Origin of the sequence: Diaphorobacter sp. JS3051, from assembly GCF_015832135.1 — a bacterium.
Taxonomy (GTDB): domain Bacteria; phylum Pseudomonadota; class Gammaproteobacteria; order Burkholderiales; family Burkholderiaceae_C; genus Diaphorobacter; species Diaphorobacter nitroreducens.
Genome location: NZ_CP065406.1, coordinates 1,502,317 through 1,525,512 on the forward strand (window position 1 = coordinate 1,502,317; position 23,196 = coordinate 1,525,512).

General features: G+C 65.6%; 27 protein-coding genes. 10 read left to right on the forward strand and 17 right to left on the reverse strand.

Going from position 1 to position 23,196, the window contains the following annotated elements; translation table 11 throughout:
• The first annotated feature begins 15 nt into the window (after positions 1-15).
• From I3K84_RS07080 to I3K84_RS07090, 3 genes are all read left to right on the forward strand, one after another.
• Positions 16-408: a DUF2946 family protein gene (locus tag I3K84_RS07080; RefSeq protein ID WP_041836083.1), complete on the forward strand. Its 393-nt coding sequence runs from the start codon at positions 16-18 to the stop codon at positions 406-408.
• 93 nt (positions 409-501) lie between these two features.
• On the forward strand, positions 502-990 hold the full coding sequence (locus tag I3K84_RS07085; protein ID WP_011806461.1) for a copper chaperone PCu(A)C: 489 nt from the start codon (positions 502-504) through the stop codon (positions 988-990).
• Between the two features lie 180 nt (positions 991-1,170).
• Positions 1,171-2,406 carry a multidrug effflux MFS transporter gene (locus I3K84_RS07090; protein ID WP_196995788.1) on the forward strand — a complete coding sequence of 412 codons (1,236 nt, stop codon included), beginning with the start codon at positions 1,171-1,173 and terminating at the stop codon, positions 2,404-2,406.
• Positions 2,407-2,692: 286 nt separating this feature from the next.
• Here the strand turns inward: I3K84_RS07090 and I3K84_RS07095 are convergent, their stop codons facing one another.
• Both I3K84_RS07095 and orn read right to left on the reverse strand, forming a co-directional pair.
• Positions 2,693-4,570, reverse strand: a complete 1,878-nt coding sequence (locus I3K84_RS07095) for a DEAD/DEAH box helicase (RefSeq protein WP_088886187.1) — start codon at positions 4,568-4,570, stop codon at positions 2,693-2,695.
• A gap of 282 nt (positions 4,571-4,852) precedes the next feature.
• On the reverse strand, positions 4,853-5,431 hold the full coding sequence (orn, locus tag I3K84_RS07100) for an oligoribonuclease (RefSeq protein WP_011806464.1): 579 nt from the start codon (positions 5,429-5,431) through the stop codon (positions 4,853-4,855).
• Positions 5,432-5,469: 38 nt separating this feature from the next.
• Here orn and I3K84_RS07105 point away from each other — a divergent pair, with 38 nt between their 5' ends.
• From I3K84_RS07105 to rsgA, 3 genes are read left to right on the forward strand one after another with little or no spacing between them, the layout of a single operon-like run.
• Positions 5,470-6,783: a M48 family metallopeptidase gene (locus tag I3K84_RS07105; RefSeq protein ID WP_015914032.1), complete on the forward strand. Its 1,314-nt coding sequence runs from the start codon at positions 5,470-5,472 to the stop codon at positions 6,781-6,783.
• Complete coding sequence (locus tag I3K84_RS07110) at positions 6,780-7,118, forward strand: 4a-hydroxytetrahydrobiopterin dehydratase (protein ID WP_015914033.1); 339 nt, start codon at positions 6,780-6,782, stop codon at positions 7,116-7,118. The genes I3K84_RS07105 and I3K84_RS07110 overlap by 4 nt, the downstream gene beginning before the upstream one ends.
• Before the next feature lie 4 nt (positions 7,119-7,122).
• Positions 7,123-8,091, forward strand: coding sequence for a ribosome small subunit-dependent GTPase A (gene rsgA / locus I3K84_RS07115; RefSeq protein WP_011806467.1), 969 nt, complete (start codon positions 7,123-7,125; stop codon positions 8,089-8,091).
• A gap of 65 nt (positions 8,092-8,156) precedes the next feature.
• Here rsgA and I3K84_RS07120 read toward each other — a convergent pair whose 3' ends face one another.
• The 6 genes from I3K84_RS07120 to rpsP form a co-directional block, all read right to left on the reverse strand.
• Positions 8,157-9,143, reverse strand: a complete 987-nt coding sequence (locus tag I3K84_RS07120) for a CobD/CbiB family protein (RefSeq protein WP_011806468.1) — start codon at positions 9,141-9,143, stop codon at positions 8,157-8,159.
• A gap of 78 nt (positions 9,144-9,221) precedes the next feature.
• Entirely contained in the window at positions 9,222-9,905 is a 684-nt protein-coding gene (locus I3K84_RS07125; RefSeq protein ID WP_103737507.1) for a CoA pyrophosphatase, read from the reverse strand.
• 118 nt (positions 9,906-10,023) lie between these two features.
• Positions 10,024-10,407 carry a 50S ribosomal protein L19 gene (gene rplS, locus I3K84_RS07130; RefSeq protein ID WP_011806470.1) on the reverse strand — a complete coding sequence of 128 codons (384 nt, stop codon included), beginning with the start codon at positions 10,405-10,407 and terminating at the stop codon, positions 10,024-10,026.
• 113 nt (positions 10,408-10,520) lie between these two features.
• Entirely contained in the window at positions 10,521-11,288 is a 768-nt protein-coding gene (gene trmD / locus I3K84_RS07135; protein WP_196995789.1) for a tRNA (guanosine(37)-N1)-methyltransferase TrmD, read from the reverse strand.
• Between the two features lie 18 nt (positions 11,289-11,306).
• Positions 11,307-11,879 carry a ribosome maturation factor RimM gene (rimM, locus tag I3K84_RS07140; protein ID WP_088886182.1) on the reverse strand — a complete coding sequence of 191 codons (573 nt, stop codon included), beginning with the start codon at positions 11,877-11,879 and terminating at the stop codon, positions 11,307-11,309.
• Between the two features lie 89 nt (positions 11,880-11,968).
• Positions 11,969-12,220: a 30S ribosomal protein S16 gene (rpsP, locus tag I3K84_RS07145; protein WP_011806473.1), complete on the reverse strand. Its 252-nt coding sequence runs from the start codon at positions 12,218-12,220 to the stop codon at positions 11,969-11,971.
• A 127-nt stretch (positions 12,221-12,347) separates the two neighbouring features.
• Here rpsP and I3K84_RS07150 point away from each other — a divergent pair, with 127 nt between their 5' ends.
• Together I3K84_RS07150 and I3K84_RS07155 are read left to right on the forward strand one after the other, a co-directional pair.
• Complete coding sequence (locus I3K84_RS07150) at positions 12,348-12,869, forward strand: GNAT family N-acetyltransferase (protein ID WP_088886181.1); 522 nt, start codon at positions 12,348-12,350, stop codon at positions 12,867-12,869.
• A 22-nt stretch (positions 12,870-12,891) separates the two neighbouring features.
• A complete protein-coding gene (locus tag I3K84_RS07155) occupies positions 12,892-13,338 on the forward strand; it encodes an NINE protein (RefSeq protein WP_011806475.1) in 447 nt (148 codons plus the stop codon).
• 137 nt (positions 13,339-13,475) lie between these two features.
• Here I3K84_RS07155 and I3K84_RS07160 read toward each other — a convergent pair whose 3' ends face one another.
• The 9 genes from I3K84_RS07160 to I3K84_RS07200 form a co-directional block, all read right to left on the reverse strand.
• The gene (locus I3K84_RS07160; RefSeq protein ID WP_011806476.1) at positions 13,476-14,486 is read right to left on the reverse strand and encodes an inorganic phosphate transporter; all 1,011 of its coding nucleotides are present in this window, start codon (positions 14,484-14,486) and stop codon (positions 13,476-13,478) included.
• A gap of 59 nt (positions 14,487-14,545) precedes the next feature.
• Positions 14,546-15,193 (reverse strand): DUF47 domain-containing protein, encoded by a 648-nt coding sequence (locus tag I3K84_RS07165; RefSeq protein WP_135148180.1) that lies wholly within the window; start codon positions 15,191-15,193, stop codon positions 14,546-14,548.
• 172 nt (positions 15,194-15,365) lie between these two features.
• A complete protein-coding gene (locus tag I3K84_RS07170) occupies positions 15,366-15,728 on the reverse strand; it encodes a DMT family protein (protein ID WP_011806478.1) in 363 nt (120 codons plus the stop codon).
• A gap of 119 nt (positions 15,729-15,847) precedes the next feature.
• Positions 15,848-16,576 carry an ABC transporter ATP-binding protein gene (locus tag I3K84_RS07175; protein ID WP_047349847.1) on the reverse strand — a complete coding sequence of 243 codons (729 nt, stop codon included), beginning with the start codon at positions 16,574-16,576 and terminating at the stop codon, positions 15,848-15,850.
• 12 nt (positions 16,577-16,588) lie between these two features.
• Entirely contained in the window at positions 16,589-17,371 is a 783-nt protein-coding gene (locus tag I3K84_RS07180; protein WP_011806480.1) for an ABC transporter ATP-binding protein, read from the reverse strand.
• A gap of 21 nt (positions 17,372-17,392) precedes the next feature.
• Entirely contained in the window at positions 17,393-18,469 is a 1,077-nt protein-coding gene (locus I3K84_RS07185) for an ABC transporter ATP-binding protein (protein ID WP_196995790.1), read from the reverse strand.
• A 13-nt stretch (positions 18,470-18,482) separates the two neighbouring features.
• Positions 18,483-19,412: a branched-chain amino acid ABC transporter permease gene (locus I3K84_RS07190; RefSeq protein WP_011806482.1), complete on the reverse strand. Its 930-nt coding sequence runs from the start codon at positions 19,410-19,412 to the stop codon at positions 18,483-18,485.
• Positions 19,413-19,764: 352 nt separating this feature from the next.
• The gene (locus I3K84_RS07195) at positions 19,765-21,093 is read right to left on the reverse strand and encodes a replication-associated recombination protein A (protein ID WP_047349849.1); all 1,329 of its coding nucleotides are present in this window, start codon (positions 21,091-21,093) and stop codon (positions 19,765-19,767) included.
• Positions 21,090-22,088 (reverse strand): integron integrase, encoded by a 999-nt coding sequence (locus tag I3K84_RS07200; protein WP_196995791.1) that lies wholly within the window; start codon positions 22,086-22,088, stop codon positions 21,090-21,092. The genes I3K84_RS07195 and I3K84_RS07200 overlap by 4 nt, the downstream gene beginning before the upstream one ends.
• Positions 22,089-22,227: 139 nt before the next feature.
• Between I3K84_RS07200 and I3K84_RS07205 the strand changes: the two genes are divergently transcribed.
• Both I3K84_RS07205 and I3K84_RS07210 read left to right on the forward strand, forming a co-directional pair.
• Positions 22,228-22,818, forward strand: coding sequence for a hypothetical protein (locus I3K84_RS07205; protein WP_011807064.1), 591 nt, complete (start codon positions 22,228-22,230; stop codon positions 22,816-22,818).
• A 91-nt stretch (positions 22,819-22,909) separates the two neighbouring features.
• Positions 22,910-23,188, forward strand: a complete 279-nt coding sequence (locus I3K84_RS07210; RefSeq protein ID WP_231403468.1) for a DUF1010 domain-containing protein — start codon at positions 22,910-22,912, stop codon at positions 23,186-23,188.
• The last annotated feature ends 8 nt before the right edge of the window (positions 23,189-23,196 follow it).

Genomic DNA, 23,196 nt, shown 5'->3' on the forward strand with positions numbered 1-23,196 from the left:
GATAATGCGCCCACCATGCACATCCTGCGCAACGCCCGTCACCTGGCACGCCTGTTGTTGGCGTGCTTTGCCGTGTCGCTGGGCGTGGCGACGGCAGCGCCCTTCGTGCAGGCAGGCCATTTAGAGCGCGTCTGCACCGCCTCGGGCGAGGAGCGCTGGGTTGCCGCCGGCGGCAACAGCGCGGTGGGCACCAACGATGCCTCCCACCCAACGCATGCGCTGGACTGCGCCCTGTGCCTGCCGCCCCTGCTGCCCGCTCTGGATGCACCCCCGTGGCGCGGCCTGCAGCAGCTCTCGCATGTCCCATCTGCGGATGTGGTGCGCCAGACCCATGTACCGGCGCTCAGCCGCGCGCCTTTCCCTCCGCGCGCCCCGCCTGCGGCGCCACTCGCCCTCGCACCGTTTTGAAAACGGCGGGCACGGGCCCCCGTGCACCCGCACTCTTCTCGCATACCACGGCAGCGCTGACCGCCTGCCCCATCGTTTTTTCAAGGATTTTTCATGTTCTCCCAACCGCTCGTCTCCCGCATCGCCGTCGCCGCCACCCTGCTCGTGGCCGGCGCAGCCCACGCCCAGGTCACCGTGCAGGACGCCTGGGTGCGCGCCACGGTGCCGCAGCAGAAGGCCACCGGCGCCTTCATGCGCCTGACGGCCGCGCAGGATGCCCGCCTGGTCAGCGCCAGCAGCCCGGTGGCCGGCGTCACCGAAGTCCATGAAATGAAGCTCGTGGACAACGTGATGAAGATGCGCCCGCTGCCCGCGCTGGATCTGCCAGCCGGCCAGGCCGTGGAACTCAAGCCCGGCGGCTACCACATCATGCTGCTGGACCTGAAGCAGCCCGTCGCCCAAGGCTCGACCGTGCCCCTGACGCTGGTTTTCGAAGCCAAGGATGGCCAACGCACGACACAGGAGTTGCAGGCGCCCGTGCGCGCCGTCAGCGCCACGGCCGCGCCGGCCATGGGCCATGGCAAGCCGCACGGCGGCCATTGAGGCTCATCCAGTACGGCTGAAGGTTTTTTAGACCTCTAGCGCTTGCACAGCAAGCGCTGACAGCTATCAATAGCATAGCTTCCACACGCATCCATCGCGGGCGCGGACGAGGGGGTTGGCCGATAATGCGGCGCTTTGCACGGCGCCTGCGTTGCGCGCCCTCCCCCGATTTCCCACACCATGCACTCTGACGCGAAACACCTGTGGCGCGCGCCGCGCTGGGCACTGGCCATCCTGCTGGCTCTGCTGGGCATGGTGGGGCCGTTCGCCATCGACACGTACCTGCCCGCCTTCCCCGCCATCGCGGGCGCGCTGCAGGCCACACCGGTGCAGATGCAGCAGACGCTGTCGGCCTACCTGTTCGCGTTCGCCTTCATGACGTTGTTCCATGGCTCCCTGTCCGACAGCTTCGGGCGTCGGCCCGTGGTGCTGTGGGGCCTGGCCGTTTTCACGCTCGCTTCCCTGGGCTGCGCGCTGTCGCAGAGCATCGGACAGTTGGTAGCGTTCCGGGCGCTGCAGGGCCTGTCGGCCGGCGCGGGCATCGTGGTGTCGCGCGCCGTGATCCGCGACATGTTCCCGCCCACGCAGGCGCAGCGCGTCATGGCGCAGGTGACGATTTTCTTCGGCGTGGCGCCGGCCATCGCGCCCATCGTAGGGGGCTGGCTGTCGGTGCACCTGGGCTGGCACAGCGTGTTCTGGTTTTTGACGGGCGTGGGCGTGCTGCTGTGGGTGGCCAACTGGCGCCTGCTGCCCGAGTCGCTGCCCGTGTACAAGCGCCAGCCGATCCACATGGGCCACCTGCTGCGCGGCTACTGGGAACTGGGCACCAGCCCACGCTTCATCCTGCTGGCGCTGGCCAGTGGCGTGCCGTTCAACGGCATGTTCCTGTACGTGCTGTCGGCCCCGGCCTTCCTGGGCGAGCTGCTGGGCCTGGGGCCCACGGAGTTCTTCTGGTTCTTCGTGATCAACATCGCCGGCATCATGGGCGGCGCCTGGGCCAGCGGCCGGCTGGCCGGTCGCATCCCGCCCAAGCGCCAGATCCGCCACGGCTTCGTGATCATGCTGGCGATGGCGCTGCTCAACCTGGGCGCCAACCTGGCGCTGGCGCCGCATGTGTCGTGGGCGCTGTGGCCCATCGGCATTTTCTCGTTCGGCTGGGCCCTGATGGTGCCCGTGGTCACGCTGCTGGTGCTGGACCTGTACCCGCAGCGCCGGGGCATGGCCTCGTCGCTGCAGGCATTCGTGGGCGCCACGGCCAACGGCCTGGTGGCGGGCGTAGTGGCGCCGCTGGTCATGCATTCGGCCCTGGCGCTGGCGGCGGCCTCACTGCTGCTGATGCTGGTGGGGCTGGTGTCCTGGATCTACCTGCACCACCGCTGGCCGGACATCGGCCGCCACACCATGCACGTGGGCTGAGAGCGGCGCGCGGCCCCGTGTGCCGCGGCGACCGGCGCCCCTGGCGCCGCAGTCGTGCAGCTTCTGCGTCTACCTCCCCGGCCCTGGACCGGTGCACGGCCACGTCCAGCAACTCGTCCCTCAAGCCGCAATAGCCTGCCCTCCGAGAGTTCCACGGCCCCGGCCCGGACGAACGGGTTGTTGATCTCCTGCGAGGCCCCGGTGCGCTTCGCGGGGAGTTGGCGCGCAATAAAAAAGCCAGCCCTGGACGAGAGGGCTGGCTTGTCATGTGTTCCGCGCTGCCGGCTTAGCGGTCGTTGCGCGCCGGGCGCTTGCCGGCACCGTGGGGTACGAACGGCTTGCCCGCGCCCTGCGGCTTGGCAAACGCGGGCTTGCGGCCAAAGTCTGCGCGGGGTGCTGCAGCGTCACCGCGGCCACCACCATGGCGGCCGGCGTCACCAAACCGGGAGGCTTCGCCAAACCCGCTCTTGCGGCCATAGCCTTCACCGTCGCGGCGGCCGCCGAAGCTGTTGCCACGATCGCCACCGCGCGGTGCGCCATAGCCCTCGCCAGAGCGGGGGGCTGCGCCGCGCGGGCCGCGGTCGGCAAAGCCGCCACGGTCATTGAAGCCGCCACGGTCGCCGAAGCTGCCACGTGGGTCACGGTCGCCATAGCCACCACGATCACCAAAGCCGCGCTCGCTGCCGCCGCGGCCAAAGCGCTGCTCGCGCGGGCCACGGTGGCCATCACGCCCGCCACGACCGCCGAAGTCTGCGCGGCCGCCTTGCGGGAAGCGCTGGGTAGGCTCCAGGCCCGCGACCACCTCGGCCTTGAACTGCTGGCGGCTGTAGCCCTCGATGTCGAAGATCTTGCGGCGGTCGCGGAACTCGGCAAAGGTCACGGCCAAACCGTCGCGGCCGGCGCGGCCCGTACGGCCGATGCGGTGCGTGTAGTCCTCGGCCTTCATGGGCAGGCCGAAGTTGAAGACGTGGGTGATGGTCGGCACGTCGATGCCGCGCGCGGCCACGTCGGTCGCCACCAGGATCTGCACCTGGCCATTGCGCAGCGCCATCAGGCGGCGGTTGCGCAGGCCCTGGCTCAGGGCGCCGTGCAAAGCCACGGCACTGAAACCTTCCTGCTGCAGGTCATTGGCCAGACCATCGCACTCCACCTGGGTGCTGGCGAACACGATGGCCTGGTCGATGGAGGCATCGCGCAGCCAGTGGTCCAGCAGCTTGCGCTTGTGCTGCGCGTTGTCGGCCCAGTACAGCATCTGCTTGATGTTGGCGTGCTTTTCCTGCGGCGTGTCGATCTGGATCTTCTTCACCGACGCGCCGTTGTCGTGCATCACCCGCATGGCGAGCTGCTGGATGCGCGGCGCGAAGGTGGCGCTGAACATCATGGTCTGCTTGCGCTGGGCGGTGAGCTGGTTGATCTCGGCCAGGTCGTCGGAGAAGCCCAGATCCAGCATGCGGTCGGCCTCATCGACCACCAGGAACTGCACCTGGTCCAGCTTGATCTGCTGCGACCGCTGCAGGTCCAGCAGGCGGCCCGGCGTCGCCACCACCAGGTTGGCATTCTGCAGCTTGGCGATCTGCAACTGGTAGGGCATCCCACCCACCACGTTGGCGATGCGCAGGCCCTTGCAGTGCTTGACCAGATCGATGGCATCGTGCGCCACCTGTTGCGCCAGTTCGCGCGTGGGGCACAGCACCAGCGCACCGGGCGTCGCCGCCTTGAAGTTGCGCGCCTGCGTGGGGTTCTTGCGCTTGGGGCGCTTCGGGGGAGCCTCGCCACGCGCGGCCGCCTCGGCGGCGGCGCGCTCGAAGGCGGCGCGCTCGGCGACTTCGGCCTCGGCCTGTTGGCGGATCAGCGTGTGCAGCACGGGCAGCAGGAAGGCCGCAGTCTTGCCGCTGCCAGTCTGGCTGGAGACCATCAGATCGATGAAGCTCGCGTCATCGCCCGAGCCCATGGCCAAGGGAATCGCGCGAGTCTGCACCTGCGTGGGCTCGGTGTAGCCGAGGTCGGCCACAGCCTGCACCAGTTCGGGCGCAAGGCCCAGTTCGATGAAGCCGGCGGGCAGAGCGGGCGCGGCGGTGGTCGGAGAAACAGGCGCCTCAATCGAAGCGGCCATAGGGGATTGGGCAGGCGCGATCTCGCCCTGCACGTGCATGGTGTCTGTCATGTCGTATGTATGAAGCGCGCGGGTGCAACCCGCGGCGGCTTCGTCAGTGGTTCATCAAAACATCAACCATCCAACGAAACCTGCACCAGCAGTGAGAGCTGGGCGGGTGGGTCATTGACGCAGGCACTGGAACGCTGGAAACCGTTCAAGGCCCGCAACCCATTGTGAGAAGGGAGATGCGCAAGGGCTGCGCGATGCGGCCAAACCTTCAGTCGGGTTTGGGAGTCGTTTTCACGCAAGCCTGCAATTGTCGCACGATTCGGGTTTTCCCGCAAACGGGGATCAAACGGCCAGCAGATGCGTGCGGTAGTGCAGTAGTTCATCGATGGATTCGTGCACATCGGCCAGGGCCGTGTGGCGCTGCGCCTTCTTGAACGAGCTGTAGGCCTCGGGCTTCCAGCGCTTGGCCAGCTCCTTCAGCGTGCTCACGTCCACATTGCGGTAGTGGAAGAACGCCTCCAGCTTGGGCATGTACTTCACCAGGAAGCGCCGGTCCTGCCCAATGCTGTTGCCGCACATCGGCACCACGCCCTTGGGTACATAGCGCGACAGGAAGGCGAGCAGCTCGCGCTCGGCATCGGCCTCGGTGACCGTGGAGGCCCGCACCTTGTCGATGAGGCCGCTGCGGCCATGCGTGCCCTTGTTCCAGGCGTCCATGCCGTCCAGCACCGCGTCCGCCTGGTGGATGGCGAACACCGGCCCTTCGACGCGCAGCGTGAGGTCGGCACTGGTGACGACCACGGCGATCTCCAGCAGGCGTTCGGTTTCGGGGTTGAGGCCGCTCATTTCACAGTCCAGCCAGACGAGGTTCTGGTCGGACTTGGCAAGCGCGGGAACAGTAGGGTTGGCAGTGTCAGACATGCCGGGAATTGTCGCCGATGGCCTAAACTCGCGCGCAGATGCAGCCTCCTTCCGCCTCCCTCCTCTCGCCATCTCACCTGACCACACTGGTGTTCGCCGGACTGCTGCTCGCAGGCCTTGCCTTGCGCCTGTGGCTGGCCACACGCCAGATCCGCCACGTGGCGCAGCACCGCGGCGCCGTGCCCACGGCCTTCGCCCACCGCATTCCGCTCGCCGCGCACCAGAAGGCGGCCGACTACACCATTGCCAAGGCGCGCTTCGGCCTGCTGGAAATGGCGCTGGCTACCGCCGTGGTGCTGGGCTGGACGTTGCTGGGTGGGCTGGATGCGCTGAACCAGGCGCTGCTGTCCTGGCTGGGCGGTGGCATGCTGCAGCAGTTGGCGCTGCTGGCCTGCTTCGTGCTCATCGGGGGTGCCATCGACCTGCCCGTCGCGCTGTACCAGACCTTCGTGATCGAGCAGCGCTTCGGCTTCAACCAGATGACCCCGCGCCTGTGGCTGGCCGACCTGCTCAAGTCCACGCTGCTGGGCGCGGTGATCGGCCTGCCGATCGCGGCGCTGATCCTGTGGCTCATGGGTGCCGCCGGACCGCTGTGGTGGCTGTGGGCCTGGGGCACGTGGATGGGCTTCAATCTGCTGCTGATGGTGGTCTTCCCGCTGTTCATCGCGCCGCTGTTCAACAAGTTCCAGCCACTGGAGGACGAATCGCTCAAGGCGCGCGTCACCGCGCTGATGCAGCGCTGCGGCTTCGCAGCCAAGGGCCTGTTCGTGATGGACGGCAGCCGCCGCAGCGCGCACGCCAACGCCTATTTCACCGGTGTGGGCAAGGCCAAGCGCGTGGTGTTCTACGACACGCTGCTCAAACAGCTGTCGCCCGGCGAAGTGGAAGCCGTGCTCGCGCACGAACTCGGCCACTTCAAGCACAAGCACATCACGCGGCGCCTGGTCGGCATGTTCGCCATCAGCCTGGCGGGCTTTGCGCTGTTGGGCTGGCTGTCCACGCGCGCGTGGTTCTACACGGGCCTGGGCGTGCAACCCAACCTGATGCTGCCGGGCGTGCCCGGCGCCGCGCCCAACGACGCGCTGGCGCTGCTGCTGTTCCTGCTTGCAGCGCCCGTGTTCACGCTGTTCGTCACGCCCGTACTGGCACAGCTTTCGCGGCGCCATGAGTTCCAGGCCGACGCCTACGCCGCGGCCCAGAGCAGCGGCGACGACCTGGCGTCCGCACTGCTCAAGCTCTACGAAGACAACGCCTCCACGCTCACGCCCGATCCGGTGTTTGCGAAGTTCTACTACTCCCACCCTCCCGCCACGGAACGCCTGGCGCGTCTGCCCGTGGCCTTGCAGCCATGAATTCGATGTTCCCCAAGAAAGACTGGTCCACACAAACCAGGCGCGCGCTGAAAGCTACTGAAATAGTAGCAAAACTGGTCGATCTGCCGGGCTGGCAACTGTCCGGCGACGGCGCCGATGTCGCCATCGAGAAGACCTACCGCTTCGCCAATTACCATGAAACCATGGCCTTCGTGAATGCCGTGGCCTTCATTGCCCATGCGCAGGATCACCACCCCGATCTGTCGGTGCACTACGGCCGCTGCGTGGTGCGCCTGAATACGCATGATGTGGCCGGCATTTCGGCGACCGACATCGATTGCGCGACGCGCATCGATGCACTGCTCGCACCCTGAGCCCATGGCCCAAGCCCCTGCGCGCCTTGAAGGCCTGGTGGTCGCCAGCCACGGCCGCCATTGCGTGGTGGAGAGCGCAGGCGGCGAGCGCCGCATCTGCCATCCGCGCGGCAAGAAGAGCCAGGCCGTGGTGGGCGACCGCGTGCTGTGGCAGCCCGCCGCGCCCGGCCAGGGCCGCGGCCATGGCGACGAGGGCACCATCGAAAAGGTGCTGGAACGGCGCAACCTGCTGTACCGCCAGGACGAGGTGCGCACCAAGTCGTTCGCCGCCAATTTGGACCAGGTGCTGATCCTGATCGCGGCCGAGCCTGTGTTCTCCGAAAGCCAACTCGCGCGCGCCCTCATCGCCGCGGAAGCGGCGCACATCACGCCGCTGATCGCACTCAACAAGAGCGACCTGGTCGAGCCGTTCGCGCGCGCCTGGGAGCGCCTGTGGCCCTACCGCCATATGGGGGGCGAGCAGGACACGCAGCACCACTACCGCGTGCTGCCGCTGTCGCTCAGCGAATCGGGGGCGGTGGACCGCGACATGCTGATGCACCTGCTGGCCGGCAAGACCACGCTGGTGCTGGGCCCCTCGGGCGCCGGCAAGAGCACGCTGGTCAACCTGCTGGTGCCCGGCGCCTCGGCGCAGACGGGCGAGATCTCGCAGGCCCTCAATTCGGGCCGCCACACCACCACCACCACCACGCTGTACTGGATCGACCCGCAGCGCACTACGGCGCTCATCGATTCGCCCGGCTTTCAGGAATTTGGATTGCGCCACCTCGCGCCCACCGATCTGGCGCGCTACATGCCCGACATCGCAGCCCATGCCGAGGGTTGTCGCTTCTACAACTGCACCCACCTGCACGAGCCCGGGTGCGCGGTGCAGGCCCAGGTGCGTGACGAACAAGACGCGCAGGCCATCAGCCCCCAGCGCTACCGCATCTATGGCGAGTTGTTCGCGGAGTTGAGCGAGAGCCCCTACTGAGTTTGAAGCAAAAAATGGCTTTCGCGCTTATCCAGCATGCGCTGACAGCTATTAAATAAGGAGCATCACCCCAGCAGCCGCGCGAAGGTGAGCAAGGCCAGCAGCAGCATCCACACCACGACCGAGCGCCACACCAGCCCCACCACGCTGCGCAGGTGGCCTACCTCGGGCTCGCGGCCAGGAGTACTGTCGCTGTCGCCAATGTCGGCGTCCACCTCGAAGCCCGGCTGCACCTGCGCACCTGCGCGGCTGCGCAGCGCCTCGCCGCCCAGGCGCACATTGATGGCCCCGGCGGTTGCCGCCAGCACCACGCCATCGTTGTCGTTGGGGAAGCGCTGTGCGTGGAAGCGCCAGCCCTCGATGGCCTCCTCGAAGCTGCCCACCACGGCAAAAGACAACGCCGTCAGCCGTGCGGGAAGCCAGTCGATCACCGTCCATGCCTGGGCCGCGGCCTGCTGCAGCGACTCGCTGGGCGGCTGCGTCGCCTCGCGCGCACGCGCGCCCCAGTAGCGCGACACGAACTCCGCCAGGCGGTAGAGCACCGCCCCGGTCGGGCCCAACCCCAGCGCCGCAAGGATGGAGAACCACGCCAGCACGCCGAAAACATGGCGGTGCGCCGCAATCACCGAGTACTCGATCACGTGGCGCACGATCTCGCTGCGTGGCAGCTCGCTCACCTCCACCTGCTTCCACTGCGCCAGGCGCGCCCGCGCATCGACCGCGTCGCCCTCCTCCAGCGCGTCGCGCATCCCCGTGAAATGGTGGCTGAACTGGCGAAAACCCAGCGTCACGTAGAGCACGGCCACGTTCCAGACCAGGGCGAACGGCCACCCCAGCCAGTGCAGCAGCGCCAGGTGCACCGCCAACACCACCAGCGGCGGCACCAGCACGGCCAGTCCCCACGCCACCCATCCGTGGTGCGACTGCCCCGCGTCGAAGTTGCGGTTCACCGACACCGCCCAGGCACGCAGTCCTGCATGGATGGGATTGCTGCGCGCGAGCGGTCTCGCCTGCTCGATCAGCAATGCGAACAGGATGGCAAAGAAACTCATGCGGCAATCATACTGGCGCTTGTTACAAGGCCCAACACCGCGGGCGACAGCGCGGCAGCCTCGCTGCGGCGCCCCCCTTCAGGCCATCATGAAGCGGTAGAAGTTGCGCAGCATGCCAGCCGTGGCACCCCAGATGTAGCGCGTCGTCGCGCCGTCCTGGTAGGGCATGGCGAACCATTCGCGCTGCGCGCCTTGCCACTGCAGCCGATGGCGCTCGTGGTGCGCGGGGTTGAGCAGGAAGTCCAGCGGCACCTCGAACACGTCGGCCACCTCGTACGGGTTAGGCTGGAGCGCGAAGCCCGGCCGCACCAGCGCGACCACCGGCGTGACGAGGAACGAGGTGCCCGTCACATACATCGACAGGTTGCCCAGCACCTCGACCCAGTGCGGCTCCAGGCCCACCTCCTCCTGCGCCTCGCGCAGCGCGGTGGCGGCGGCATCGCGGTCTTCGGGATCGGTGCGCCCCCCCGGAAAGGCCACCTGGCCGGAATGCGTGGACAGGTGCGCCGTGCGCTCGGTGAGCAATACCGTGGGCCGCTCGCGCAGCACGATGGGCACGAGGACGGCGGCGTGCGCGGGCTCGCGTTCCGCGAACTTCTTCTCGCGCTGCACCTCAGGGGTCCAGGGCGGCGGCGCGGCAAAGCGCAGGCGCAGTGCCTCCGGCGTCTGTGCATGCGGGGGCACGGCGGGTAAATGGTCGTCCACCCCTACGAGCGGCACGGTGCGCGGATCGAAGTGAGGCAGCGAGGACAGCGAAGGCAGGGCCGCCGCAGAGGACGCGCCGACAGGACGATGAGAACTCACGGGGGTCAAAAAGAAAAAACCGCTACAGGCTTTCGCACTGTAGCGGTTTCGAGTCGCGCGGGAAGCGCAGCCGTATTTATGCGGCCACTGCAGCTGCCTTGACGCGCGAAGGCAGCTTTTCCTTGATACGCGCCGACTTGCCGCTGCGCTCGCGCAGGTAGTACAGCTTGGCGCGGCGCACGTCGCCGCGGCGCTTCACTTCGATGCTGGCGATCAGCGGGCTGTAGGTCTGGAACGTGCGCTCCACGCCTTCGCCGCTGGAGATCTTGCGCACGGTGAAGCCGCTGTTCAGGCCACGGTTGCGCTTGGCGATCACCACGCCTTCGTAGGCCTGCACGCGCTTGCGGGTGCCTTCCACCACGTTCACGTTCACGATGACGGTGTCGCCAGGCGCGAACGAGGGAATGGTCTTGTTCAAGCGGGCGATTTCTTCCTGCTCGAGGATCTGGATCAGGTTCATGGTTGGTTTCCGACGATCATGTCCGCGCCAGGATTGGCAGGGCGCCCCTATTGGCGCCTTTGTGGCTATGGTTCAGGCCCACAGCGGCCGGCCAGAGGATCGAGAACAGGCGATTATAGCAAGCTTGCGTTTTGCGCCAAGAGGGCCTCGTCCGCGCGCGTGAGCTGCCCGCGCTCGCGCGCGGCCTGCAGCAGGTCCGGGCGGTGGCGCGCGGTGATGAGCAGGCGCTGATCGCGCCGCCAGCGCTCGATTTGCGCATGGTGGCCGGACAGCAGCGGCGCGGGAACGGCGCGGCCGGCCCATTCCTCGGGGCGCGTGTAGTGCGGACAGTCCAGCAGCCCGTCCAGCGCGGGGTTGAAGCTGTCGAGCTGGTGGCTGCCCTCGTCGTGCAACACACCCGGCTGCAGGCGCGCCACGGCGTCCAGCAGCGCCATGGCCGCGATCTCCCCGCCCGAAAGCACGAAGTCGCCCAGGCTGATCTGCGCATCCACGTAGGCGTCGATGAAACGCTGGTCCACGCCCTCGTAGCGTCCGCACAGCAAGATGGCACCCGCGCCGGCGGACCAGTCCTGCACCGCGGCATGGTCCAGCCGGCGGCCAATGGGGGAGAACAGCACCAGGGGCGCCCGCGCCTGCTCGCCCTCGGCGCGATCGGCGCGTATGGCGGCCAGGCAGCGCGCCAGCGGCTCGGCCAGCATGACCATGCCGGGGCCGCCGCCAAAGGGCCGGTCATCCACGCGGCGGTAGTTGCCCTCCGCATGGTCGCGGGGGTTCCACAGCCGCACCTCTACCTGGCCCGATGCGTAGGCGCGCCGCGTCACGCCGCTGGCAAGAAACGGCTCGAACAGCTCGGGAAACAGGGTGATGACATCGAAACGCATGGCACGCGGACAACCGCCTCAATAGTCGGGTTGCCAGTCCACGGTGATGCAGCGCCCCGCCAGGTCCACTTTGTCCACATAGGCCGACACAAAGGGAATCATGCGCTCGTGCGGCTTGCCTTCGTGCTCGTAGGCTAGCACCAGCGTGGTCTGCGGCCCCGTGGGCAGCAGGTCGCGCACGGTGCCCAGCGCCACGCCCTCGCGGTTGACCACAGGCAGGCCGATCAGGTCCACCCAGTAGTACTCGTCATCGCCCGCCGCGGGGAAGTTGGCGCGGGGCACGAAGATGCGCGCGCCGCGCAGCGCCTCTGCTGCGTCACGGTCGTCCACACCCTGCGCCCAGGCGACCACGGAGTCCGAATGCGTGCGCGCCTGCCGGATGGGCAGCAGCACGGTGCCGGTGAAAAAACTCTTGGTTCCCTTTTCCGCCGGTTGCAACAGCCAGGACTTGGCGGCGAGCAGGGCCTCGGGGTTGCTGCTGTAGGGCAGCACCTTGAACCACCCTTTCACGCCCCAGGCATCGGTGATGCGGCCCACCTCCACAGCGTCGGAGGGCAGTTCGGCGGTTTCCAGGACAGGCAGCTGAGGCATGGCGGCGGGATGCGAGGGTGAGGCAAAGAAAAAAGGCGGGGTCCGTCAGTTGCACCAACGGAGCCCGCCCTTTTCGGGAGTGCGAACGATCAGGCGGCCTTCTGGGCGGCTTGCTTGATCAGACGGTCCACGGTGGGAGAGGGTTGTGCGCCCACGCCCTTCCAGTACGTCAGGCGGTCCTGGGCGATGCGCAGGCCTTCTTCGCCTTCCTTGGCGGAAGGGTTGTAGAAGCCCAGGCGCTCGATGAAGCGGCCGTCGCGGCGCACGCGCTTGTCGGCAACGACGATGTTGAAGAACGGACGGCCCTTGGAGCCGCCGCGGGAGAGTCGAATCACGACCATAATGAATCCTTCGGGTGGTTACACAGCAGTGGCTGCGCTCTGTTTTGCGGCGTTTGAGACACGCGACTTGGCCACCCGGCCAGCGACACGCTGCAAAGTCCGCGATTATATCCACAACACAGAAAAGATGCCCCTCATCCGCGCCAGCCGGGACGAAGACGTCGCCGCCATCACCGCCATCTACACCCACCACGTGCTGCACGGCACGGGCACCTTCGAGATCGACCCGCCCACGGCGCAGGACATGGCGGCGCGTCGCGCGGATGTGCTGGCCAAGGGCCTGCCCTACCTGGTGGCCGAAGAAGCAGGCCAGGTCCTGGGCTTTGCCTACTGCAACTGGTTCAAGCCCCGCCCTGCCTACCGTTTCTCGGCCGAGGATTCGATCTATGTCGCCGACGCGGCGCGCGGCCGGGGCCTGGGACGGCAGTTGCTGGAGGCCCTCGCCATGCAGGCCGAGGCCGCCGGCGTACGCAAGCTGCTGGCAGTGATCGGCGACTCGGCCAATGCGGGCTCCATCGGCGTGCACCGGGCCGCAGGTTTCACCGATGTGGGCGTGATGCGCTCCGTGGGCTGGAAGTTCGGCGCCTGGCGCGACATCGTGCTCATGGAAAAGCCCCTGGGCGCGGGCGATACCACCGCCCCCGAATGAAGGCGCGCCAATAATCGCGGCCATGAAGAACAAGACTGTTGCCGCGTGGCTGGCGTTCCTGGGCGGCCCGCTGGGGTTGCACCGCTTTTACCTGTACGGACTGGGCGACTGGATCGGCTGGCTGCTGCCGATCCCCACGGCCCTGGGCGTGTACGGCATCCAGCGCGTGCAGCAATGGGGGCAGGACGACCAACTGAGCTGGATGCTGATTCCGCTGCTGGGATTCACGATCGCAGGCTGCGCACTGCGCGCGATTCTCTACGGTCTGATGACGCCCGAGCGGTGGAACGCGCGCTTCAACCCCGCTGCGGCGCCCGACGCCGCGCCGGGGCGGACGCACTGGTTCACGGTGTTTGCCATTGCGACATCGCTGCTGGTGGGCACGGCCGTGCTGATGGCCAGCATTGCCTTCAGCTTCCAGCGCTACTTTGAATACCAGATCGAGGAAGCGCGCAAGATTTCACAATGAGATCAGGGTCCAGCGCTTGATGGACAAGCGCGAGCAGCTACTCAAACGATAGCAAAATCACTCCAGCCTGGCAGATCGCGGGCGCCGCGCACTGCGGCGCAAAGCTGGCGCCCACCGGCTCCGCCGCCCTGCCAGGGTCAATAGAGCTGCAGGCTCACCCAATAGGCGATCGCCGCCACGAAGGCGCTGGCGGGGATGGTCAGGATCCACGCCCAGACGATGTTGCCGGCCACACCCCAGCGCACGGCGCTGGCGCGCTGGGTGGAGCCCACGCCCACGATCGCGCCCGTGATGGTGTGGGTGGTGGACACGGGGATGCCCAGCGCAGTGGCGATGAACAGCGTCATCGCGCCGCCGGTCTCGGCGCAGAAGCCCCCCACGGGCTTGAGCTTGGTGATTTTCTGGCCCATGGTCTTCACGATGCGCCAGCCGCCGAACATGGTGCCCATGCCGATGGCCGCGTAGCACGAGATGATGACCCACATGGGGGGCGATGCATCGCCCGCCGAGGCGTAGCCCGTGGCGATCAGCAGCAGCCAGATGATGCCGATGGTCTTTTGCGCGTCGTTGCCGCCGTGGCCCAGGCTGTAGGCCCCGGCGGAGACGAGCTGCAGCCGGCGGAACCACTTGTCCACGCGGTTCGGACTGGTGCGACGGAAGACCCAGGCCACGATCAGCATCATCAACGAGCCCAGCAGGAAACCCAGCATGGGCGACACGAAGATAAAGGCCACGGTCTTGAAGATGCCGCTGGCCACCAGTGCGCCCGCGCCGGTCTTGGCGATCACCGCGCCCACGATGCCGCCGATCAGTGCATGCGATGAGCTGCTGGGGATGCCGTAGTACCAGGTGATGACGTTCCAGGTGATGGCCCCCACCAGCGCGCCGAAGATCACGTGGGTGTCCACCACGCTCGGGTCCACGATGCCCTTGCCGATGGTGGCCGCCACGCTCAGGTGGAACACGAAGATGGCGACGAAGTTGAAGAAGGCCGCGAAGACCACGGCCTGCGTGGGCTTGAGCACGCCCGTGGAGACCACGGTGGCGATGGAGTTGGCGGCGTCGTGGAACCCGTTCATGAAGTCGAACACGATGGCGAGCGCCACGAGCACGACCACGATCCACAGGGCGGTTTGTACTGTTTCCATGCTGGGAATGAGGGGGCGAGCCCTGCCAGGAATGCGAAGCGCAGGCCTGCGGCCGCGCCTCAGGAGTTCTCGAGGATGATGCCCTCGATGAGGTTGGCCACGTCTTCGCAGCGGTCGGTGATGGTCTCCAGCAGCTCGTAGATGGCCTTGAGCTTGATGACCTCGCGCACGTCCGGCTCCTCGCGGAACAGCTTGCTCATGGCGCTGCGCAGCACGCGGTCGGCGTCGCCCTCCAGGCGGTCGATTTCCTCGCAGGTCTTGAGCGCGGCCTCGGCCACGGCCGGATCGGCAATGCGCGACAGCAGCTTCACCGCGTCCTGCACGCGCTCGCAGCACTTGAGGCTGAGGTCCGTCAGGCGGCTGATCTCGTCCGTCATGTGGTGGATGTCGTACAGCGCCATGGTCTCGGCCGAGTCCTGGATCAGGTCGGCCACGTCGTCCATGGTGTTGATCAGCGAGTGGATCTGCTCACGGTCGATGGGCGTGATGAAGGTCTTGTGCAGCGTGCGGTTGACCTCGTGCGTCACGCGGTCGGCGGCGCGCTCGGCGTTGTCCACGTCCTGGTTGTACTGGTCGCGCAGGTGGGTGTCGCTGTAGTTCGCCACCAGTTGCGAGAACGCCCGCGCGGCCTCGACGATGCGGTCTGCATGCTGGTTGAACATCTCGAAAAAATTGCCCTCGCGGGGCAACAGCTTTCCAAACAACATGCCGACTCCTGATCGAACCTTCTGGCGGTATATGTGACGCAGAGATGACCAAGACGTGACAAATCTGCGAAAACCGCGAGTTTAACCGGCGCCAGACAGCCGCCCGGCGCACCAGGTCAAAGCGGATGCGCAGAGACCGGCGCCCCCCGGCAGGGCCTGCGCGGCTCGGCTCCTACGCGCTGCGGAAGATGAAATACACCGCCCCGACGAGGCACAGACCCGCCCAGAGGTAGTCCCATTTGAGCGGCTCGTTCAGGTAGAACACGGCGAAGGGCACGAACACCGTCAGCGTGATCACCTCCTGCATGATCTTGAGCTGCCCCACGCTGAACTGCGTATGCCCAATGCGGTTGGCCGGCACCTGCAACAGGTATTCGAACAGGGCGATGCCCCAGCTCACCAGCGCCGCCACGTACCACGGGGCGGTGGCCAGGTTCTTCAGGTGGCCGTACCAGGCCATGGTCATGAAGATGTTGCTGGCAACCAGCAGCAGGATGGTCTGGAGGGGGATGGGCAGGGATTGCAGGGCGTGCATGGCGCGGCGGATTTTACAAGCCAAATCACACTCTAGCGCATATCCATCAAGCGCTGGTAGCTATAAAAAACAAAGCACCGCCGCAGCGGTGCCTGCTCCAGCGGCCAGCGGCCGCCCTTTCACTCACCCAGGTAGGCGGCGCGCACGCGCGGATCGCTGAGCAGATCCCGTCCCCCGCCGGCCATGGTGATCAGGCCGGACTCCATCACGTAGCCGCGGTCGGCAATCGCCAGCGCGCGGCTGGCGTTCTGCTCCACCAGCACGATGGTCACGCCCAGGGCATACACGTCGCGCACCACCTCGAAGATCTTGTCCACCATGATGGGCGACAGGCCCATGGAGGGCTCATCCAGCAGCAGCACCTTGGGCTGGCTCATCAGCGCGCGGCCCATGGCCAGCATCTGCTGCTCGCCACCGGACATGGTGCCCGCCAGCTGGTCCTTGCGCTCGCGCAGGCGCGGGAAGATGGTGAACATCTTTTCGATGTCGGCGGCAATACCCGCCTTGTCGTCGCGCGTGTAGGCGCCCATGAGCAGGTTCTCGGTGATGGTCATGCGCGCGAACACGCCGCGCCCCTCGGGCACCATCACCAGCCCCTGCTTGACCAGGTCCCACGCGCCCTTGCCCTTGATGCTCTGGCCCAGGTACTCGATGTCGCCATTGTTCATGCCCAGTGTGCCGGTGATGGCCTTCATGGTGGTGGTCTTGCCCGCCCCGTTGGAGCCGATCAATGTGACCAGCTCGCCCTCGCGCACTTCGAAGTCCACCCCCTTGACGGCCTGGATGCCGCCGTAGGCCACCTTCAGGCCCTTGACCTGCAATAGAACTTTGTTGGATTTTTCGGCCATGTCTTGCGTCTTTCAGTGCCCGCCGGTGCCCAGGTAGGCCTCGATCACTTTTTCGTTCTTCTGCACGTCGGCAGGGGTTCCCTCGGCAATCTGCTTGCCGTAGTCCAGCACCGTGACACGGTCGCACAGGCCCATGACCAGCTTCACGTCGTGCTCGATGAGCAAGATGGTGCGGTTGTCGTTGCGGATGCGGTCGATCAGCTCGCGCAGTTGCACCTTCTCGGTGGCGTTCATGCCAGCGGCGGGTTCGTCCAGCGCGATCAGTTGCGGATCGGTGGCCAGGGCGCGCGCGATCTCCAGGCGGCGCTGGTCGCCGTACGACAGCGTGCGCGCCTTGAAATCGGCGTACTTGCCGATGCCCACGTAGTCCAGCAGCTCCTGCGCGCGCTTGGCGATGGCCGCCTCCTCCTCTTTGAAGCTCTTGGTGCGGAAGATGGCCCCGAAGAGCCCGGAATGCGTGCGGATGTGCCGCCCCACCATCACGTTCTCCAGCGCCGTCATGTCGGCGAACAGTCGGATGTTCTGGAAGGTGCGCGCAATGCCCGCCTTGGCCACCAGGTGCACGGCGCGGGGCTCGTAGGGCTGGCCCGCCAGTTCAAAACTGCCCGCATCGGGCGTGTACAGGCCGGTGATGACGTTGAAGAACGTCGTCTTGCCCGCGCCGTTGGGGCCGATCAGGCCATAGACCTGGCCGCGCTGGATGGTGATGCCCACGTCGGATAGCGCCTGCAGGCCGCCAAAACGCTTGGAGATGCCCGCGACCTTCAGCACCACTTCTTTCGATGTATCTGCCATGTTGTTGCTCTACCGGTGGTGTCAGGACTTCTGCGCAAGGCTCTTGCCATGCTCGGGCGCGGGCCACAGGCCCCGCGGGCGCAGCAGCATCACGATGATCATGGCCAAGGCGATCAACAGTTGGCGCAGGATGGACGAGTCCAGCCGCCCGTCGGTCATCGCCTGCAGCGGGCCGGCCACATAGCGCAGCACCTCGGGCAGCGCGGACAGCAGCACGGCACCCAGGATCACGCCGGGAATGTGGCCGATGCCGCCCAGCACCACCATGGCAACGATCATCACCGACTCCATCAGGCTGAACGACTCGGGCGAGACGAAGCCCTGGAACGCGCCGAACATGGCGCCGGCCACGCCGCCGAACGAAGCGCCCATGCCGAAGGCCAGCAGCTTCATGTTGCGCGTGTTGATACCCATCGCCTTGGCGGCGATCTCATCTTCGCGGATGGCCATCCACGCGCGCCCAATGCGCGAATCCTGCAGGCGATAGCACACCAAAATGGTGACCAGCACCAGGAACAGGAACAGGTAGTAGTACAGCGTGACGGAGTTGATGTCGTAGCCGAACAGCTCCAGCCGCTTGCCCAGGTCCAACCCGAAGATCTTCACCGAATCGATCTGCCCCAGGCCCTTGGGGCCGTTGGTGATGTTGACCGGGTGGTCCAGGTTGTTCATGAAGATGCGGATGATTTCGCCAAAGCCCAGCGTCACGATGGCCAGGTAGTCGCCGCGCAGCTTGAGCACCGGTATGCCCAGCAGCACGCCGGTGCATGCCGCCAGCACCAGGGCCAGCGGGATCACCATCCACAGCGACATGTGCAACCCGGTGGGGAATTGCGCGGCGAACCACGCGAAGTTGTCCGCCAGGTGCGGCGAGGCCAGCAGGCCGAACATGTAGGCGCCCACGGCATAGAAGGCCACGTACCCCAGGTCGAGCAGGCCGGCGTAACCCACCACGATGTTCAGGCCCAGCGCCAGCATCACGTACAGCAGGGCCAAATCAGCGATGCGCACCCAGGCGTTGCCGAAGTACTGCAGCACCAAAGGCAGAACCAGCAGCGCAATGCCGCCCAGGATCCATTGGATCTTGAGGTTTTTCATGGTCGTTGGCTCCTCAGGCGCGGTCGGCCACACGCTCACCCAGCAGGCCCGAGGGGCGCAGCGTCAGGATGATGATGAGCACGATAAAGGCGAAGATGTCGGTGTAGTGGCTGCCCAGCACGCCCCCGGTGAGGGTGCCGATGTAGCCGGAGCCGATGGCCTCGATGAGCCCCAGCAGAAGTCCTCCCACCACGGCGCCAGCCAGGTTGCCGATGCCGCCGAACACCGCCGCGGTGAACGCCTTCAGCCCCGGCAAGAAGCCCATGGTGTGCTGCGCCGTGCCGTAGTTGGAGGCCCACATGATGCCGGCGATGGCGGCCAGCACCGCGCCGATGATGAAGGTGGCCGAGATCACCATGTCGGGCTTCACGCCCATGAGCGCGGCCACGCGCGGGTTCTCCGCCGTGGCGCGCATGGCGCGGCCCAGCCGTGTGTAGTTGACCAGGTAGACCATGGAAGCCAGCGCCACCACCGTCACGCCCAGGATCAGCACCTGGGTGGTGGTGATCACCGCGCCGCCCACTTGGAACGGCTGGGTGGGCAGCAGCGTGGGGTACGGTTTGTAGTTAGGCTTCCAGATGATCATCGCCAGCGTCTGCAGCAGGATCGACATGCCGATGGCGGTGATCAAGGGGGCCAGGCGCGGGCTGTTGCGCAGCGGCCGGTAGGCGACTTTTTCGATGGTGAAATTGAGTACCGCCGCCACCACGCAGGCGATCAGCGTGGCCAGCAGCAGAATGAGCCAGCCGGGCGCGCCCGGCATGGCCTCCTGCATGAGGCCGATGCAGCTCCAACTGGTCAGCGCGCCGACCATGAGCACTTCCCCGTGCGCGAAGTTGATGAGCTGGATGATGCCGTACACCATGGTGTAGCCCAAGGCTATCAAGGCGTACATGCTGCCCAGAACCAGACCATTGATGATCTGCTGCAGCAAGATGTCCATATGTTGAGTCCTTTGTATCGACTATTGACGTGCACACCAGCCAAGCACCGCGAATCGATGCAGCCTTGTGGGCCCGTTCGCCATCTAGCAAAAAACCCGCCAGGCAAGGGTCTGCGCGGGTTTGTGAAGAAATTGTAGTCAGAGGAAACACGCCGTCCCTACCACGTTTGGACGGGGTTTTCCCTTGATTGGAGGGCCCATCAGGCGGGTGCCGCGCGCATTAGAAATATTGATGATTGCGACGCGATCAGGGAATGCGCTTATTCCCAACGGCCATGGATTGGGCTGAACAAAGCCGTGCAACGGGACCGTGGTCGGCCCGCCGCTAGCCCCTCACACAGCCACTCGAAGCCTAGGCGTCTGGGGGCATGGCGTCGGGGCCACCCTGCGCGGCCGCATTGCGCGCGCGCAGTTCATCGAGCTTCTGGCCGATCTTTATCTCCAGCCCGCGCGGCACCGGTGCGTAAAAGCCCGGCGGATCCATGCCATCGGGCAGGTAGTTCTCGCCCGCGGCAAAGCCGCCCTCTTCGTCGTGCGCGTAGCGATAGTCCTTGCCGTAGTCCAACTGCTTCATGAGTTGGGTGGGCGCATTGCGCAGGTGCAGCGGCACGGGGCGCGTGCCGTCTTGCTTCACGAAGGCGCGGGCCTTGTTGTAGGCCATGTAGCCCGCATTGCTCTTGGGCGCCACGGCGAGGTAGATGACGGCCTGCGCCAGCGCGAGCTCGCCCTCAGGGCTGCCCAGGCGTTCGTAGGTCTGCGCAGCGTCGTGCGCGATCTGCATGGCGCGCGGATCGGCCAGACCGATGTCCTCCCAGGCCATGCGCACGATGCGCCGCGCCATGTAGCGGGGGTCCGCCCCGCCGTCGAGCATGCGCACCAGCCAGTACAGCGCAGCATCGGGATCGGAGCCGCGCACCGACTTGTGCAGCGCGCTGATGGTGTCGTAGAACTGTTCGCCACCCTTGTCGTAGCGGCGCATGCGCTCGCCCAGCACCTGCAGCAGCCAGGCGTCTTCGATGCGCTCGATGCCCGCCTGGCTTGCGGTGACCTCCAGGGTTTCCAGCGTGTTGAGCAGGCGCCTCGCATCCCCGTCGGCATAGGCGATGAGACGCTCCAGTGCTGCATTTTCAATAGCTGGTAGCGCTTGCAGCGCCTGGGCCTTGGCCACAATTTGCTTCAAGTCGTCGCTGCCCAGAGGCTGCAGCACATAGACCGCGGCACGCGACAGCAGGGCCGAGTTGACCTCGAACGAAGGGTTCTCGGTCGTCGCCCCCACGAAAGTGAAAAGGCCGCTTTCCACATGCGGCAAGAACGCGTCCTGCTGGCTCTTGTTGAAGCGGTGCACCTCGTCCACGAAGACGATGGTGCGCTGCTGCATCAGCCCGTCGCGTGCGCTCTCGGCCAGCTGCACGGCATCGCGGATGTCCTTTACGCCGCCCAGCACGGCGCTGATGCTGATGAACTGCGCATCGAACGCCTCGGCCATCAGGCGCGCAATCGTGGTCTTGCCCACGCCGGGCGGCCCCCACAGGATGCAACTGTGCGGGCGGCCCGATTCAAACGCCAGCCGCAGCGGCATGCCCGGCCCCAGCACATGCTGCTGGCCAATGACCTCGGCCAGCGAACGCGGACGCAGGCGTTCGGCCAAGGGCTGGTGGGCCAGCGGGGAAGCGCGACTCATAGCGTATCGAGCGGGCTCAACACCCCGCGCCCGCCCTTGTTCAAGACATGGGTGTAGATCATGGTGGTACTCACATCCTTGTGACCCAGCAACTCCTGCACGGTGCGGATGTCGTAACCTGCCTGCAGCATGTGGGTGGCAAAAGAATGCCGCAGCACATGCGGTGTGCAGGGCTTGTCGATGCCCGCGCGGCGCGCTGCCAGCGCCACGGCCTTCTGCACCGACTGCTCCAGCAGGTGATGGCGCCGCTGCACGCCCGAGCGCGGATCCACCGAACGCACCGCGCTGGGGAATACGTACTGCCACCCCCAGGCCGTGGCTGCATTCGCGTACTTCACGGCCAACGCATCAGGCAACCATACGGCACCAAGACCCGCATCCAAGTCCTTGCGGTGCAGCGCACGGGCACGCTCCATCTGCTCGCGCAACGGTGTGATCAGATTCTCGGGCAGGACGGTCACACGATCCTTGTTCCCCTTGCCTTCGCGCACGATCAGTTCACGCCGTTCGAACTCCACATCCTTCACGCGCAGGCGCAGTGCCTCCAGAATGCGCATCCCCGTGCCGTACAGCAGCGAGGCAACCAGCCACTGCGTGCCCTGCAGGTGCATCAGCAGCTCGCGCACCTCGCGCTGTGTCAACACCACCGGCAGGCGGCGCGCCTTGCGGGCCGAAACAATCTCATCCAGCCAGGGCAAGTCGTGCTGCAGCACCTCTTTGTAGAGAAACAAAATGGCGGCCTTGGCTTGGTTCTGCGTAGAGGCGGACACATTGCGCTCAACAGCCAGGTGGGTCAGAAAAGCGGTGACCTCCGGTGCCCCCATCTCGCGCGGATGGCGCTTGTCATGGAACAAGATAAAACGGCGCGCCCAATCCACGTAAGCCTGCTCGGTGCGAATGGAATAGTGCAGCACCCGGATGCGCTCGCGCATCGACTCCAGCAGCCGGGGCGGCTGTCGCACGGCGGGTTGGCGTGAAACGGAATGCGCATCCATCCGTGAAATTTTAGGCGGTCTAAATTACCGCTGCCATGGGCGTTTATGGAGAGGCTTGACAGCCTGCTTGACTTAGGCCGCGGCGGGTCGATAGCATGCAGAGATCTAATTCTAGTTAGGCATTAATTGAGAGGCTCCCATGCTGAAGCAACTTCTTGATCGCGCATGGTCGGGCGGCACCAGTCCGCACGACTCCGAAATTTATGCCTTGATCCACAAAGAGCTTTCATCTGGAGGAATGGATGCCGGTCTGTGGACGAAAGCGATTGCCGTTTCTGATGGAAACAACGAAAAAGCAAAATCTCGTTATATCGAAATGCGAGCAAATGCTTTACGCAAAGCGCGCAAGCAAGTACAGGACTTTGCAAAACAGACTCAGCGCGAACAACGCGCGATTGAAAGGCAGAACGCGGAACAAGAGAGACTGCGCCAGGAGTTAAACTCTCTGAAACAAAGAGAAGCTTCTATTGACAGCAAATTGTGGCGTGAGTTTACATCTCCCGACGCAAAGAAAAGAAAACGAAAAAAACAACTTCGAAACACGGTGGTTTTTATCGCTTTGTCGTTGGGAATTTATTTCTTATCCACAGACGAAGGTCTCGCTATCGTTGCCATAACTTTCGCCTTCTTCTTCTGGATCTTAAGTCTCGCCACCTACGGAAAGTATGAATTAGAAAATGAACTAAAAAGCATCAGGTCTCGTATAGTCGGCCTTGGTGGGAATGCCTAACATTTCGTCGCAGCCGACCGGCTTCGCCGGCGGCTGAACTCAGGCGTTAGTACCACTGAAACCCATCTTTATTGCGCCCATGCTTTTTGAAATGGCATTCAATTTCTCAAGCGTTGTTCAGCGCTGGGTTTGCCGTTTCTCCGGGCTTCGCCTTCTGGCATTGCGTCGTTTTCCAGCCTTTTTGGCTTCTAGCCCTTGCGTAGCAAGCGCAAGCAGCTATCTTTTTTGCAGTGCTGTGCCGCCTCGGTGGCGCAGCGCTTTTTCGCAGTTAGCGCCCGTCGCCAAATCATGGCTACCCGTTTTGGCTTCTGGCTCTAACATTTCGGTCAAGCCGACCCGCATTCTGCGGTCGGCTTACCTCGCCCGTTAGTCCCTTCA